Genomic DNA, 16,450 nt, shown 5'->3' with positions numbered 1-16,450 from the left:
TTCATATTTAGAAAAGGCTTTCAGCCAATTGAAAAACGTGTTTCGTTAAGACGAAACACGTTTCAGGAATTCTAAATTATTATATTATTCTACTTCATGTATTTCAGTTAAATATCGGCTTAGTAAATACTCTATTAACAGTAAGACAAAAGGGAAAAAGGTATTGGGTAACAGATTACGGTCATCTAGTTTATTTTGATCAGTAATCTTAAAATTTAAATCACTACACTCTCCGATTCTATTAGGAATTTCTCTAGTAAAAGAGACGGAAAATATACCTTCTTTCTTTACAGCCTCCAGTTTTTCTAATACACTCTTTGTTTCTCCAGATTTCGAAAAACATACAAAGGCACCAATGTTTTTTATGTTATTTTCTAATACACCTACAGAGTCTAATGTTGTAGCAATAATGACTTTCTTCCCAAGTAAAAGCAGTTTTTTGTACATGTATTCGGCCGCGATTGATGAGAAACCTGCCGCATAAATGAAAATAAAGTCTTGATCTAGACACAAAACCTTCTTTATGAATATATCCATATCTTCTACTGTATTGTATTGAAGCAACAACCCATGATCTAATTTAAAAAAGTCTAAATCGTCTTCAATACAGTCTGTTTTCGCATTAACCATCGGCAATAACTGATAGTATAAATCTATAAAGCCGTTGTAACCTAATTTCTTTGACAATCTTATTACTGTCGCTGGAGAGGTGTAGTTTTCCTTTGCGATTTGTCTAACCCCCTTTTGTAAGACAGTATCCATGTTACTTAAAATATACGTTAATAACTGTTCATCCAAATCGGTTAAATCTTTCCCATGCGTTATCTTGTTTATATCTATCACATTTAGTCTCCTTCATGTAAATTTTCATTATCCGCTCTAACCTTACCATCATAGATCCTCACCCATAATACAAGCGCTTTCATAAAACCACTTTAAACAACTCATACGTTCTGATACTTACATACTAGCGCTATTATTTTATATTTGTCAATTTTATAATGACAAATCTTCTGATATGATGGTTTATATACATAAATAACAGGAGGCGCACAATGACAACCATTATTTTTGATGTTGATGATACTTTATACGACCAAGCCTTATCTTTTCACGAGACATTTAAACATTTAATTAATGACACATACAACTACGATCAAATAGATCGTATTTATCACGCAAGTAGAAAACATAGTGAAACACTGTTTGACCAAAGTGAACGCGGGGAGATTACTGTCCTTGATTGGCAAGTAGGACGGTATAAGTTAGCACTTCAAGACTTTGGGATTGATATTAATGACGATTTAGCTTTAGAATTTCATAAGCAATATAAACGGGCGCAAGGAAAAATCACCCTTTTTCCTGAAGTCGAAACCTTACTTGATTATTTAAAAACAAAAGACGTGACGTTAGCTATCCTCACAAACGGAGAAGTCGCGCATCAGTCAATGAAGATTGATCAGCTACAGTTAGAAAAGTGGATACCAAAAGAAAACACCTTTATCTCAGGTGCTTACGGGATTGCGAAACCAAATCCAGAAATTTTTCATATCATTGAAGACAAATTACCAACAACACCCGAATCGACAATTTATGTGGGCGACTCCTTCGAGAAAGATATTGTCGGCGCTAAACAAGTCGGCTGGCAAGCAGTCTGGATGAATCATCGCCAGCGACAAGCTGATCAAGCGTGCTCTTACACGGCGGATCAAGAAGTGACAAGTGCCAAAGAAATGTTAGATTACTTTAAAAAATAAGTAATTGAAAAACAACATGGATTTTTTATCACGAATAATCTATGTTGTTTTTGTTACGCATAATCTTAACCATTAGTAGGTGATATAGCTATAACTTTAAAAATAACAGAAAAAATCATATATATTTTAATTATTTTGTTGTAAAATAATATTATTCATTCAGAATTACAAATAATATTATTAGGAGTGTGCAAATGAATAGATTTCGTTTTGATTCAAAAGACAGTGTTAAAATTGTCACGGCTATAATTGAAGGGTATCGTGAATACATTGAACACAGACTAGATAGAAAAGCCAAGATGCATATAAGTAGTGCGTTCGCTTGGACAAAAGGAAATTTTATCGAAAGCAAAATTGCTGAACACAGTTCAGATTTAAAATTATCTTATAAAACAGCAAAGGCCGGACTTTCTTGGGATTACTTGCAATTCTCTCATAAAGATTCAAATATTTTATTTTTGATAAAAAATGCTCATTATTTCAATCCTGATAATTTTTCTTACGCTACTTTACCAACTAGTACTAATAGAACGGGCACTAAAAGAACATACTTACATGAACTTTCCCAAATAAATAACAGCGTAGACTTCCCTGACATCGCAAAGATAAACAGAGTTGAAAATACACAACAACTTTCATTTTTTGTAAGTGAACAACATGCTAATGAGGATCTTCAAAACCTAAAAAAGGAGTATGATGAGTTCCACATTCTAACATATGAAATTGATAAAGCCCTGCAAATTTCAAAGATAATTCATTACCTTCCAAATCCGCAAAATAACATCGCATACGAAATTGAAGACTTATCTAGATATATAGCAGGTGCTGAACTAACAGATGAAGAGCGTAGCATTATAGCACCTGAACAAGAACATGATATTATTGACCCAGCCGCTTTTGATATAGGAATCTTAGATAAAGAAAACAAGGCAAGTAATTAAGACTCAAAAGGCAATTTTTAAAGAGGAGGAGAGCTTAATGTTTATAGGTGAGAACTTATCAAACTTAAGAATACTATATGGCTATTCTCGCAAACAGCTCTCTGAGCAACTAGAGATCACAGAACAAGCTATATGGCAATATGAAAACAACTACACAACCCCAAAGTTACAAACAATCAATCAATTAAAGCAGTTATTTAAAGTAAAAAGCACATATTTTTATCAACCAGATATATTATCTAAATACATCGAAAAAGACACGATACCACTGATGCACATTGCTTATCGATCTAAAGTTATTAACTTAATGGCTAAAACTCAGACCGAAGCTAAGCACGTTGAATTTCTTGACAGCCTAATTAATTATTTAGCTTATCAGTTGGTTCTTCCTTCAAAAAAAATTATTCAATTAAGAAATAGTGTCATTAATTATCTACAGCAAACAGATGAAAAGAAAGACACACAGATTGCTCATGTAGCAAAACTCGCTCGAGACTTTTTAGGGTTAAGACCAGACACAAATGACGACCTATTATTTCTTGTCGAAAAAAGCGGTGTATTCGTTTTTGAAAAGGCCATTGGAGATGACATTGACGCTTATAGCTTATGGACAAAGACTGAACGCCCATATATTATTTTAGGGAACTTAAAACGATCCAGTGTCCGTAGGAACTTTGACATTGCCCATGAACTTGGTCATTTATTGCTACATTATAAAGTGGCCTTCACTCACCTAGATCGTAAGGAACATAAAGCACTTGAAAAAGAAGCAGATTTATTCGCCGGTGCCTTTCTTTTACCTGAAGCAGCATTCTTAGTTGATATAAAAACTGTTATTAATCCTAAAAACCTGATGCCTATCTTGATTTAAAAAAGAAATGGAAAACATCTTTACAAGTACTAGGATATCGCGCGGCCCATTTAGGTATACTAGATGCCAAGGAGCATCGTAACTTTTATGCCGCCATGCATCGTAAAGGTTATTTAAAACAAGAACCTTTAGATGATATCATCTTGATTCAAAAACCCCAAAAAACAAGATCTATTTTTGATCTCGTTTTTAAAAAAGATTTGATTGATCTGAGAACCATGTTGGATAAAGATTGGCTGATAGATGTTGGTTTCTTAAGTAACCTGACCGGTATAACTCAAGAATTCTTCACATCATACATTACCTCGAATCAAGACTTTGAACTCAAATACCTTAAGTAACAGATTTAAAAAAGTCGAAAGAACATCAGCTGTTCTTTCGACTTTTTTATGTTCATTCGGTGAGGACACTGTACTTATAAAATTCGTTTCACCTGTTTAATATAGAAATGTCTTGCGAGGACAAAGTAGAGTAACTGTATAACAGTAAAACCACCTAACACAAGCGCAGATTCGTTGATTAAATTATAATCAAAGAAATGTGATAACGCCGTTAGTGCGACGCCCCCATGGATAAGCGCAACGATAATCGGTGAGAAGAATAATATCGCCAGTTGTTGGGTAATGATTTTTTTTAGTTCTGTTTCTTTAAGTCCTAGCTTTGTTACCATGGTGAATTTTTCTTTTTCTTTATCCACATCCGTAAACACACGGAAATATAGAAAACTACCGGCTGAGACAAAGAAAATCAACCCGATAAATAAGCCGACAAATAAGGCCGGTCCATACCCACGTTCTATTTGGAAGACGGTATAATCAATCATCGAGACCCGATAAGGTGGTATTTCTTCGAGAGCTTCACCTAGCTCAACAATCTCATCTCTTGAGAGCTCTTCAGTCATCCAGTACACCTGTTTAGATGTCCGGTTCATCGATGTCTTTGGTAACTTAACATAGTCTGCATCATTGATGACATAAGAGCCGTTCATCGAACTAAAAACATTTGTTTGAATTACCTTGGCTGGGGTCAGTGTATGGTCACCTTCGAGATCAATTAAAAAAGTCATTAATGTTTCACTCGCTTTAGGTCCGTCACTGATCATCGCGACAGTTTGGTCATTAATTATTGTTTCACCTTCACCCACGTCAATGATCGGCTCACCAATTAGTTTGGCTGCTTTGTTGTAGTCACTTTCTTTTAAAACAGGCACAATATACCCTTCATTCATATCAACAAAGGCCACATCAATCGTTTCAGAAGTAGCTTCTACCCCCATACTCTTAAGCTGTGAATGAATATAGTTAACTTCTTCTGCCATTATTTCTGGTTGGTCATCTGAATCCATTTTGTATGAGATACTATAGGGGTTTATCTCAATAACACCATCGGTCAAATAAGAATGGAGACCAAATAAGGTCCCAATCGCACTAAAGGCAACGGTTGAAATCATAGCAACCATAAAGAACGTACGGGCATTATCTTTTAACCTGAATGATAAATCCGAAAATAATATAATATTCGTCCGTTTATAAAAAATATAGTCACGCCGCTTTAAAAATCGAACGATAAAAACACTTAATTGAGTGAAGAAGAAATACGTCCCAATCATGACAATAACCACAACCGGAATAAGTGCCATTACGACAGCGACACCTTTAACAGTTAAAGCAATCCCATAGCCAATCGCTAAAAGAAGACCTGCTAGTACCGATAGAAAAATCGATGCTTTCGGTTCTTTCTTCGGGGTTTGGTCGCTTTTAATAAGTGCTACTAATCTACTCGTCCGGAGGACGAAGGCAACGAATAATGAGATTATGACAAACAGCGCTAAAAAGCTAATGAGCGTAATAATGATCGCTTCAAACGGGACATAAAAGTGAAGACGCTCATCAATGATTAACACATTCTCGGCAACTAGAAGAATGGTTTTGGCAAACAATAAGCCCAAACTAATTCCAAACATCGTTGAAAATGTTCCAATCAGTAAATTCTCAATAAAGACCATCGCTTTGATTTGCGTATTAGATGCCCCAAGCATCATCAACAAGCCAAATTCACGCTTACGTGATTGTAAGAAGGTGCTCATAGAATAGAGAATATAAAAGAAAGAAAAGACATAAATAATGCCACCAGACGTTAACAGCCCTGTTCGTACGCTCGAGTTAATGGTTTCAAATGTTGGGTGAAAGGCAAACAGTAAAAATGAGAAAAACACCATCACCGTAAACATACTACTTAGAAAATAAGCCACATAGGTCCGCTTATTCCGCGTCACATTACGATAGGCGAATTGACGAAAGTTCACTTGTTTCTCCTCCCATCAATGACAACATATCAATAATCTTTTGGAAGAACGTCTGCCGGTTATCCCCGCGATGAATCTCTGACTCTAATTGACCATCACGGATAAAGATGACCCGGTCAGAATAACTCGCTGCTTGCGCATCATGGGTGACCATTAAGAGACTCGTCTTTTCTTCTTTATTTAATTTAGTCAGTAAATGCATCACATCTTTCGATGCTTTTGAGTCAAGGTTACCTGTTGGCTCATCCGCCAGTAGCAAAGACGGCTGATGGATCATTGCTCTGGCAATAGCCACACGCTGTGCTTGTCCACCGGAGATTTCATACACCCGTTTAGACATGATGCTATCAATGCCTAATTTTTCCGCAATTTGTCTTGCCTTTTCTTTCATTACTTTGACTTTTATTCCTTCAAGCGTTAGTGGTAAGACCATATTTTCTTCAACAGTTAAGGTGTGTAGGAGATTAAAATCTTGAAATACAAACCCTAACTCTGTCCGCCGAAACGTCGCCAATTGATTTTTGGACAGTGTGTGCGGTTGTTGGTCATTTAACATGATTTTCCCTGTTGTTGGTGTGTCATTTGTTGAAATTAAGTTAAGTAAGGTTGTTTTTCCACTGCCACTCGGCCCCATAATGGCGACAAACTCACCTTTTTCTACAGTTAAATCAATATCTGATAAAGCGCGATAGCTCACTTTCCCCTCGTATACTTTACTAACTTTGTTTACTTTTAGCATCCTTAAAAACTCCTTCGATTTTTCGTTTAATCCGTTGATACCTTGACTATACGTGAAAGCTATAAACGAAACGATCGATTTTACTTTCAGTTTCCTTACATCGGTGTAAGGTTTTGAGTTGTTGTGAAATGAAGTGTTATCTTTGTCCCTTCACCAAGAACAGAACTTACCTCGATTTGGTGATGAAGTTTCTCGCTCATTTCTTTCGTTAGGTAAAGCCCCATACCTGTTGATTCTCTAAAACGTCGTCCGTTTTCACCGGTAAAGAATTTATCAAAAATCCGTTTTTGGTCGCGATAGGAATGCCTACGCCAAAGTCTTTTATTGTTAATGTGACGCCGTTTATTGTTGAGGTAACTTGAATATGAATCACATCACTCTTACCTGATGAGTACTTCACCGCGTTCAGTAAGAGTTGGGTTAAGATAAACACTAACCACTTCTCATCGGTCATCACAACGACTTTCTCATCATCTGTGATGACTTTTGGATAGACGTGATGACGAATGTAGTAGCGACGGTGTTCTTTATTTACCGCATGGATCAGCGGTAGTAATTCCGTTGCACTTACGTGAATATCCTCTGCCATACTACGTAGTCTAGCCGTGTAAAGAACCATCGACAAGCCATGTCTGAGTCGTTCTAGCTCTTCTTTCATACTCGCCGCTTCTGGTTCATCAACATCCTCCGTCATCAGCTCTAGTACCGAGAGCGGTGTTTTCATTTGATGGACCCAGCGGTCCATAAATAGAACATGTTCTGCTTGTTGATGTTCTAAATGGCTTAGCTCTTCTTGGTAGAGACGATATTGCTTTTTTAACGTCTCACTTACCGCCGTTGCTAAAGGTGTGTATCCGGTTGGTTCTAAGGCATCATCCAGTGATGTAATGTCACGGGTTAATTGGTGATACATTGCTTTTCTTGTCACGTATTGATACACCAGATAACCAGCGAAAAATACGACCAATAATAGATTCAGATACAACAAGACCCCGATATCTCTAAAACCTGCAAGTAGAAGTAGACTATTAACAATGAAGTGGTACAAACATTGAAGCAAGACAAGTGGTCGATGTTCTCTAAAAAATAAACGCATCACTTATCCTCACGCCAAGAGACATTAAAGCGATACCCGCTCCCACGAACGGTTTCAATCGTATTGTTTAACCCAAGCTCATGGAGCTTCTTTCGCGCTCGGGTAATGTTCACATTTAAAGTATTTTCATCGACATATGTTTCATCATCCCACAATAACTCAAGTAAATCTCCCCGGCTTTTCACCCGTGGATAACGCTCCATCAGCGCTTCTAGAATAGCGGCCTCTTTTTGTGTTAATGTTACCGTTTGTTGGTTAAAGAGTAATTCCAGTCGTTCCGGCCTTAATATTAAACCCGTCAACTCAAGCGTTCTTTCTTGATTATTTTGTGCATACTCACCATAGGCACGCCTTAAATGACTTCTAATTTTGGCCATGACAATATCCGGATGAAACGGTTTGGTGATGTAATCATCTCCCCCATTTTCAAGTGCCATCACTTGATCCATGTCACCTGTGCGCGCCGAAATGAAGATCACCGGACAGACGGATGTTTTTCTAATCTGACGACACCAATAGAAACCATCAAAAGCTGGTAAGTTAATATCTAACAAGACCAGTTGTGGGTCTACTGTTTGAAAAGTTTCTAAAACCTGTTCAAAATCGGTTACTTTGACTACTTGATAGTTATATTTCTGTAACATTTGCGCTAAATATTCAGCAATTTTCGGATCATCTTCGACAATCATAATTTTTTCCATCGTCATTTACCATCCTTTATTCTGGTTTTATGTCTATATTCTAATAAGTCATTGATTTCACTTCTCTTAGGACGATGCGGGCGTATTTATCGTGACATCTTGCGTTATAACTATTATAACCTTTCTAACTTTTAATGTGAAAATAGTCATTTAGGATTTGTCAATATTGTCACTGTACTGCATTTATATTGATTATATTAAGGAGGGCGACGATGCAAGAACACAAATTAATGTTAGGTTTATCTTATATCACCCTCATGAAAATGGGAGCAGTACATATGCTTCACGCATACGAGTTAATTGAGATAATGAATATGCATGGAGAAATGATGACAAAACTCGACTATTTTACGCTTGTTTCAATGATTTTCCTCGGTGTTCCGATTGCCCTATTTCGCATTTTATATAACACTTATGTTAACATTTGAGGGTGTTTTAACCATTATCGGCAGGGAAGATAAGGTTGAGTAACACTTCTAAGTTTTTTCGTACCTGTCGTAACCATCTTCGTCTACAGGGTGTGATCATACACGTTGATGATGGTCATGATTCGCGTCATCTTTTTACTCGTGACAGCTGACGAAGATTGCCTCAGAGATAGCTGATTATGCAGAAGATGTTGAAACAAAAGTGATCCATCAAAATGATTTAATCAGTGAAATAAATAAGTTAGCTGATTTCTTAAATCAACAAGTAGATTAGTTAAACAACTTAATTGTGGATTTAAAAACGTCTTAAAAAGAGACTGAATCTTATTCTTAACATAAAACAAGAGCCCATCATTATGACAGGCTCTTATTTATATTTTATACGTATAATTAACTAAGGTTAAACAGACACATATACGTGATCTTTTCCTTTCGTTTTGATTCATACAAAATTTCTTTGATACATCAAAAGTAGTAATAAGATGCGACATTAATCGTATAATCTATCGGCATAGCCTTGTACTCATGTAGCTGTTTAGCTATTACTAATAACTTATTATTTTTTTTGATCGCTTCGATCTCTATTTTTCAAATGTTACACCTATGCAAGAAACAAAAATCCCCCTTCTCTTTCCTGACTTTCGTATAGGATGAGAAGAGATGCGATGATTGATAAAGAATATATCTTTTTTGAAAAAACGCTAGTCTTCTTAACTATATACCACTTGATTTTTAATAAGCTTCGTGAATAGATAGCGTACTAACGGACCCATGATGAGAAATTGGAGTGGGAAAGCGACAATGAAATTACTTAAATAAATCGATCCATATAATTTAAAAATATTTCCTCCATTCACACCTTGTGCAAGAACCATCATCGTTAGACCAAATATAGACATGAAAAACACCATGCCTAAAACCATCATACTAGACATGCAAAGGATCTTTGCTAACTTATTTGATTGATTAAATGGTAGTGTGGTGGTTAGTTTCCTCGCTAATGGTCCCACTACTAACAAGTCTAAAATTAACGCAACACAAAATCCCATAACCATTTCTACCATGACATGCTTAATAGGTAAGTGACTAAACCCTCCATTTAACATGACGTTATAAGTAGACATAACGATCACCATTCCAAAACACATCATGACGCCAAAGATTAATCCTTCTTTTTTTGTTGTTGGCATATTTATCTCTCCCTTCTGAGTAGAGCTCAGTATAACAGAAGTGAAAATTTGATGTAAGCAATTTTTTTATAATTTCTTCTCTTACTACTCAAATGATTAAAATTGAACGATACTAACGACTACGCTTGATATAAATATGGCTATAGTTCCTTTGAGCGCATGAATTTCTGTTAGTCACATAAAAAGTCATATGTAGAATTCTTTAAATATTTTACAATAGGTCGATATATACATTAGGCGCGTCAATCATTAAACATTAAATGGCAACATGTATTCTCACGCAAGATGATTTCAAAGCAACATGTGTATCAAATCTAAATTGGATAATTAGAAAGGTGTTTTTTTATGACATTTAAATCAATCAAGACGAAATTGATGGCGTTATCATTCTTACTATTAACGATTCCTCTCATTATTTTAGGATGGATGAGTTACGAACAAAGTCGTACGAGCCTGGATGATGCAGGTGAAACAAATTTAAAGAATAGTGTTGAGTTCACACTACTGATGATTGATCACTTGAATGAAGAAGTAGAGAAAGGCACACTTGACCGCGCCGAAGCTGAAGAACGCGTCAAAGTGGCGATTTTAGGTGAAAAACAATCAGATGGTACTCGACCGTTAAATGAAAATATTAAAATCGGTGAGGAAGGCTACATATTCATATTAGATAACGAAGGAACAAGTCTCGCGCAACCTAATATTGAAGGACAAAACACGTGGGAACTTGAAGATTCTAACGGTGTGAAATTTGTTCAAAATATGATTAAGACAGGTAATGAAGGTGGGGGTATTACTTATTACGACTTCCCTCATCCAGATAATGACTCGCAAATTGTTCCTTGGATCGCTTACTCAAAGACCGATCCTAACTGGGGATGGACGGTCAGTTCTTCCACCTATATGAGCGATTTTAATCAGGCGGCCAATCATATTCTCCTATTCGTTTCTATTACTGTTGGCGTGACGTTACTCATTGGTCTATTTATTATCTGGTTACTTTCTAATAGTATCGCTCGTCCAATTGGTATCGTTACAGAGCATATGAACCGTTTGGCTAAAGGCGACTTAACACAAGAGGAATTAACACTTAAGTCTAAAGATGAAACGGGCAGATTAGCTCAGGCGATGAATCATCTACAAACTAATTTAAAAGACATGATTTCAAGCGTGGCGGATACCTCTAGTCGATTGACCACTCATAGTCAAACGCTCAATCAGTCGGCAAGCGAAGTAAGAACGGGATCTGATCAAGTAGCGGTGACAATGCAAGAACTTGCTTCAGGTTCTGAAACGCAAGCGAGTCATTCAAGTGATTTAGCCTATAACATGAGTGCTTTTACTACTGTAGTAGAACAAGCAAACGAAAAAGGGCAACTCATTTACGACACATCTAACCAGATGTTAGATATGACGACACAAGGTAAAACATTGATGACACATTCAAGTAATCAGATGTCGCAAATCCATAAAATTGTCCAAGAAGCGGTACAGAAAGTATCGGGCTTAGATCATCGATCAAAAGAAGTCTCTAAGTTAGTTTATGTTATTAAAGATATTGCTGATCAAACGAATCTTTTAGCTTTAAATGCTGCCATTGAAGCAGCTAGAGCCGGTGAGCACGGTCGAGGGTTTGCTGTTGTTGCCGATGAAGTCAGACAACTTGCCGAACAAGTCACCGCGTCTGTCACTGACATTACCCAAATCGTTGATGGCATACAAACGGAGACGTTATCGGTTACAGATTCTTTACAATTAGGGTATCAAGAAGTAGAAAAAGGCAGTGAAGAAATTAACGAAACAGTTAAAACCTTCAACCATATCGATCAAGCATTAAAAGACATGGTCGACCGCGTACAAGAAATCTCAAGTAATTTAGCTGAAATTGCGACCAATAGTCAAAAAATGCATACGTCAATTGAAGAAATCGCCTCTATTTCTGAGGAGTCTGCCGCTGGTATTGAACAATCTTCTGCCTCTATCCAACAAACGAGTAGTTCGATGGAAGAAGTAGCTGCTAGTTCGGATGAATTGGCTCAACTTGCCGAACAATTAAACGAGTTAGTTAAGCAGTTTAAACTATAAATTTTTTTAAATGAAACAGCCTTACATGCCTAAGTTCTTTGAGTTCAATTAACTAAAGGACTTGGGTATTAGCTGTGTGAACAAGGATTATTTGAAAGGTGGAGAAAACTTGTTAATTGAATTTTGCGCAGAAAACTTCACATTCATTGAAGAGGCGATTAACCGTGGCGTTGACCGAATTGAGCTATGCGATCATTTATCATGCGGAGGTACAACCCCAAGTTATGGTGTCGTTAAAAAGACGGTTCAAGTCGCTCACACTCATAACGTTCAAGTTGTTACAATGGTTCGACCGCGTAGTGGGGATTTCTGTTATACAGAAGATGAACTAGCTATTATGATAGAAGATATTCAACAGTTAAACAGACTAGATGTAGATGGCTTAGTAATGGGCGCTCTTACAAAAAATAATCAGATTGATTTAGACGCTATGAAGCAACTTATGCGTGTTGCCCAATCAGATGTTATTTTTCATATGGCCTTCGATTTAATTAACGCTGAAGATAAAAAAGATGCTATTGATCAGTGCATAGCACTTGGCGTTAAGCGGATTTTACTTCACGGTAGTCAACCCGATTGCTCTGTTTTAGATAACAAAGACGAGATTAATGATTTAATTGATTATGCGAATGGGGCCCTTGAGTTTATCGTTGGCAAGGGTATTAAAAAGTCTGACTTAGCTGTATTAAAAGACGCCGTGAATACGGATCAATTTCACGGGACAAAGATATACTAAAAAAGATGCAGGTTTGTCTTTATAGACATTCCTGCATCTTCTTTAAATCGTATCGATTAAAGACCTTATTGTCACTTCTGGTAACTCAGGTGTTAATTGATTCCGTTTGAAAAATTGTACGTTGACTGTTTCTCCAGGTAATAAATCGAAATAATTCATTGAGAAATAGCCTGCCTCCTCTGATTTTAACTCAATACTTTTAGCAAACGCTGTCGTTGATATGTTAAAACAATGATTTGTTTCATCTCTTTGCACCGAAATATCTGCCGGCTCTAAGGATAATTGTTTCGTTGAAACAAAATAATGTTTTTTAACATCGACTACATTTTCTTTATTGCCTAGTTCTACTTTAAGTACGACCGTATCTCTCGGCATATCTCCTAATAACTCTGATAGGTTGATTGTCTGAACACATTGACTCATATTTTTAGCGACATCGACTTCCGACTGATGATGCTTCATGACTTGTCCAGCTAAATCTAGTAGCGATACTGATAGGGTTAAAGATTGAGACGTTAATACATCTGAAACGATAAAGATATTCAGCTGCTCATTCTTTTCTTCAATCGATACTAACACATCTTTAAAAGATTCTTTCACTTGATAGTGGAGCGCTTTCCATCGTCCGAAGTAGTCGATACTAGACCATGATGCGACGGGCCAACAATCATTCATTTGCCAGTAAAGCGTACCCATACAGTAGGGCTTATTGCGCCTATGTGCTTCAATCGCATGTTGTATACCTTCTGCTTGGAGTACTTGACTCATATATAAAAACGACTCAAAATCTTTTGGTTCTGGTAAATACTTGTCCATATACGTTTTAATCAGTTGATTACCTGCGCCATTTTTTTGATGGTGTGACATAACATCTGAGCTTATATCATAAGCTGATGGTTCCGCGAAGGTTTTAATTGTTTCAATTGAAGGGAAAGACTGGAAACCGTATTCACTCATAAAACGACCGACGTTCTCATTATAAGCTTCAAACGGTTGCTTTCCATGCCATACATCCCAATAATGCACGTCGCCTGATGTTTTTACTCCCAAGGCATGTTGTTCCTTATCATGTGTCAGATCAGCTAATGGTGATGACGGCCAGTAAGGTTCATTAGGCACGACGTTTGAGGTAACTTCAGCTAACACACCATGAAAGAGATTTTTATAATCTAACCAGAGCTGCTTCCTTACTGTATCAGAATATTTTTGTTTCCATCCCCAACCGGCGTTTTCTTCAAATTCTGCCCAAGCGACATCAATTTCATTATTACCACACCACAATACGACAGAGGCATATCGCCTCAGACGCTTGGTTTGATCAATCGCTTCCTGTCTCACATTTTCTAAAAAGGACGGATCACCAGGATACATTGAGCAGGCAAACATAAAGTCCTGCCATACTAATAGACCCTTTTCATCACAAAGTTCATAAAAGATATCTTGTTCATAAATACCGCCGCCCCATACGCGTAGCATATTCATGTTCGCTTCGACAGCGCTATTAATTTCATGCTCATAACGTTCTTTCGTTACTCTAGGAATAAAACTATCGTTTGGGATATGATTAGCCCCTTTACAGAAAACCGGAACGTCATTTAGCTTAAGATAAAAAGTTTGGCCATGTTCATCATGATCCCGGACTAATGCCACTTTTCTGATACCATGTTTAAATGTTGTGGTGTCTATGACTTGTTTGTTCCTAGAAACAGATACTTGAACATTATAACGATAAGCTTCTCCTAATCCTCTGGACCACCATAAACGCGGATGTGTCAGATTAACAGGTACTTCAAGGTGATTTGTACCTTTTTGTAAGTCACATGTTATATGTTTTCTGATATCGCCATACTGCAGTAGGCAATCGACAGACATTGAACGTGAGGCTTCAATTTCAATAGAAATCAGTAATTGCGCATATTCTTCACTCACTTCTTTTTGATTCACATACACATCTTCAATCTTAGCGACGGAATAAGCGACAAGTTCTACCGGTTTCCAGATACCACTGGTCACAAACCTTGGTCCCCAGTCCCAACCATAATGATAAGGAGCTTTTCTAGCAAAGACACTTAATTTATGTTGACCCACACCACCTAATTGTGAATCATCATTATCTGCCGGGTAATTCACACCCGTTGTTAACGGTTTCATTATATCCCGGTTAATTGGTGACTCAAACGTGACTTGTAATGTATTTTCACCTTGGTGAAGATACTTTTTCACATCCATTGTATACCGTCTAAACATATTCTCCGTCTTATAAACAGACTGACCGTTAATGGCGATATCTGTATAAGTATCAAGTCCATGAAACACAAGTTTAATGTGATCATTACCTAGTAGATCCTTGTCTACATCAAGCGTCGTCTGGTATACCCAGTTAACTTTGTCAACCCATTGCACATGCTTTTCTTCTTCGCCATAAAACGGATCATGAATAAGCTGATGATCAATTAAATCGGTATGAATCGTTCCAGGTACGGTTGCCTGACGCCAACGTGTATCATGTTCTTGTTTAAATGCCCACTCCGTTAATTGTCTTTTAATAATCAAGCCTTCACCACCTTAATCAAACCATATCCGTTGTTTTTCTTTACCTGATTGGTAAATCGCGTTAATCATCTTTTGCGTTTTCAAGGCTTCTTCAGGCTTAATGTAAAGTTCTCCGCCATTTACTAACACATCATAAAAGTTATTAATTTGTTTGACATGATTAACTCCCCAATAACTTTTAACACTTTCACCATAAGAGAAGGTTTCATTAGGATCATTATCAGCAATAAATGTTCGTCCATCAAATAAGTCTACAGTGCCTTTATCCCCCACCATTTTAACAAGGCCTCGCTCACAATATAGTTCAACTTCTACCGAAGCATCGTAGCCGTAGTAATTGATGGTGTGAAAGGCAGCAACTGTACCGGTCTTAAACTTGACTATACCTTCTGCGGCATCTTCCACTTCAATTTGTTCATGACCACGATTACTAATCGTCGCGTCGATATACTCAATATCCGCATCAACAAAAAAGCGCAATAAATCAAGGGTATGAATGGCTTGATCAATCAAGACACCGCCACCTTCTTTATCCCATGTCCCTTTCCAATCGCTTTTAGCATAATAATCATCCGACCGGTCCCACGTGACACTCGCTTTAGCTGATTTAATCTTACCGAGTGTTCCATCCGTTAATAAGCGTTTAATCAATTGAACGCCGGCATTATATCTGTTTTGGAAGATAACTCCGAAGTGTGTTCCCGCTTCTTTTGCCGTTTCTAACATGTCCACCGCATCTTGATAATCAATCGCCATTGGCTTTTCAGTTAAAACATGTAAGCCTCTTTTTGTTGCTTCAATTGAAACAGGTGCATGTAAATAGTGTGGCAAACAAATATGAATAGCATCCAGTGCTTGTTCATCAAACAGTTGCATGTAATCTGTATACGCTTGACACCCTAATTCTTTTGCTCTAGCCTCAGCACGTTCAGGCTTTATATCACAGACAGCGACAAGGTCTGTGCTATCATTTTCGATAATTGATTGGGCATGCATCGGAAAGATATTCCCACATCCGATAATCGCCACATGTATTTTTTTCATAAAT

Annotated in this window: 12 protein-coding genes and 2 pseudogenes; 6 read left to right on the top strand and 8 right to left on the bottom strand. The window is 37.1% G+C overall.

What is annotated here, in order from left to right; all coding sequences use genetic code 11:
- Positions 1–84 precede the first annotated feature (84 nt).
- Entirely contained in the window at positions 85–843 is a 759-nt protein-coding gene (locus JCM19043_RS04150; protein WP_062320248.1) for a MurR/RpiR family transcriptional regulator, read from the bottom strand.
- Between the two features lie 212 nt (positions 844–1,055).
- Between JCM19043_RS04150 and JCM19043_RS04145 the strand changes: the two genes are divergently transcribed.
- From JCM19043_RS04145 to JCM19043_RS04135, 3 genes and pseudogenes are all read left to right on the top strand, one after another.
- Complete coding sequence (locus JCM19043_RS04145) at positions 1,056–1,757, top strand: HAD family hydrolase (RefSeq protein WP_062320246.1); 702 nt, start codon at positions 1,056–1,058, stop codon at positions 1,755–1,757.
- Between the two features lie 194 nt (positions 1,758–1,951).
- On the top strand, positions 1,952–2,698 hold the full coding sequence (locus tag JCM19043_RS04140) for a hypothetical protein (protein WP_062320244.1): 747 nt from the start codon (positions 1,952–1,954) through the stop codon (positions 2,696–2,698).
- Between the two features lie 37 nt (positions 2,699–2,735).
- Positions 2,736–3,910: pseudogene (locus tag JCM19043_RS04135) on the top strand (helix-turn-helix domain-containing protein).
- A 74-nt stretch (positions 3,911–3,984) separates the two neighbouring features.
- On the opposite strand, the gene JCM19043_RS04130 reads toward JCM19043_RS04135, so the two are convergent.
- The 4 genes and pseudogenes from JCM19043_RS04130 to JCM19043_RS04115 all read right to left on the bottom strand — a co-directional run bounded on the left by JCM19043_RS04130 (position 3,985) and on the right by JCM19043_RS04115 (position 8,410).
- Positions 3,985–5,874 (bottom strand): ABC transporter permease, encoded by a 1,890-nt coding sequence (locus JCM19043_RS04130; protein ID WP_062320242.1) that lies wholly within the window; start codon positions 5,872–5,874, stop codon positions 3,985–3,987.
- Positions 5,846–6,613, bottom strand: a complete 768-nt coding sequence (locus tag JCM19043_RS04125) for an ABC transporter ATP-binding protein (RefSeq protein ID WP_062320240.1) — start codon at positions 6,611–6,613, stop codon at positions 5,846–5,848. Before JCM19043_RS04125 ends, JCM19043_RS04130 begins: the two co-directional genes overlap by 29 nt.
- Before the next feature lie 95 nt (positions 6,614–6,708).
- A pseudogene (locus JCM19043_RS18620) lies at positions 6,709–7,067 on the bottom strand (ATP-binding protein).
- A 641-nt stretch (positions 7,068–7,708) separates the two neighbouring features.
- Positions 7,709–8,410, bottom strand: coding sequence for a response regulator transcription factor (locus tag JCM19043_RS04115; protein WP_062320236.1), 702 nt, complete (start codon positions 8,408–8,410; stop codon positions 7,709–7,711).
- Positions 8,411–8,622: 212 nt separating this feature from the next.
- Here JCM19043_RS04115 and JCM19043_RS04110 point away from each other — a divergent pair, with 212 nt between their 5' ends.
- Complete coding sequence (locus JCM19043_RS04110; RefSeq protein ID WP_062320233.1) at positions 8,623–8,838, top strand: hypothetical protein; 216 nt, start codon at positions 8,623–8,625, stop codon at positions 8,836–8,838.
- A 710-nt stretch (positions 8,839–9,548) separates the two neighbouring features.
- Here JCM19043_RS04110 and JCM19043_RS04105 read toward each other — a convergent pair.
- Positions 9,549–10,028: a DUF2798 domain-containing protein gene (locus JCM19043_RS04105; protein ID WP_062320231.1), complete on the bottom strand. Its 480-nt coding sequence runs from the start codon at positions 10,026–10,028 to the stop codon at positions 9,549–9,551.
- Positions 10,029–10,373: 345 nt separating this feature from the next.
- Between JCM19043_RS04105 and JCM19043_RS04100 the strand changes: the two genes are divergently transcribed.
- A complete protein-coding gene (locus JCM19043_RS04100; protein WP_062320229.1) occupies positions 10,374–12,113 on the top strand; it encodes a methyl-accepting chemotaxis protein in 1,740 nt (579 codons plus the stop codon).
- A gap of 109 nt (positions 12,114–12,222) precedes the next feature.
- Positions 12,223–12,849, top strand: coding sequence for a copper homeostasis protein CutC (locus JCM19043_RS04095; RefSeq protein WP_062320227.1), 627 nt, complete (start codon positions 12,223–12,225; stop codon positions 12,847–12,849).
- 42 nt (positions 12,850–12,891) lie between these two features.
- Here the strand turns inward: JCM19043_RS04095 and JCM19043_RS04090 are convergent, their stop codons facing one another.
- Both JCM19043_RS04090 and JCM19043_RS04085 read right to left on the bottom strand, forming a co-directional pair.
- The gene (locus JCM19043_RS04090; RefSeq protein WP_062320225.1) at positions 12,892–15,402 is read right to left on the bottom strand and encodes a glycoside hydrolase family 2 protein; all 2,511 of its coding nucleotides are present in this window, start codon (positions 15,400–15,402) and stop codon (positions 12,892–12,894) included.
- Positions 15,403–15,414: 12 nt separating this feature from the next.
- Positions 15,415–16,446 carry a Gfo/Idh/MocA family protein gene (locus tag JCM19043_RS04085; RefSeq protein WP_062320223.1) on the bottom strand — a complete coding sequence of 344 codons (1,032 nt, stop codon included), beginning with the start codon at positions 16,444–16,446 and terminating at the stop codon, positions 15,415–15,417.
- Positions 16,447–16,450 lie beyond the last annotated feature (4 nt).

This window comes from Halolactibacillus sp. JCM 19043 (assembly GCF_001310395.1).
GTDB classification, from domain to species: Bacteria; Bacillota; Bacilli; order Bacillales; family Amphibacillaceae; genus Halolactibacillus; species Halolactibacillus miurensis.
Note: the sequence above shows the minus strand (reverse complement) of the source record. Positions and strands in the feature narration are given on the sequence as shown.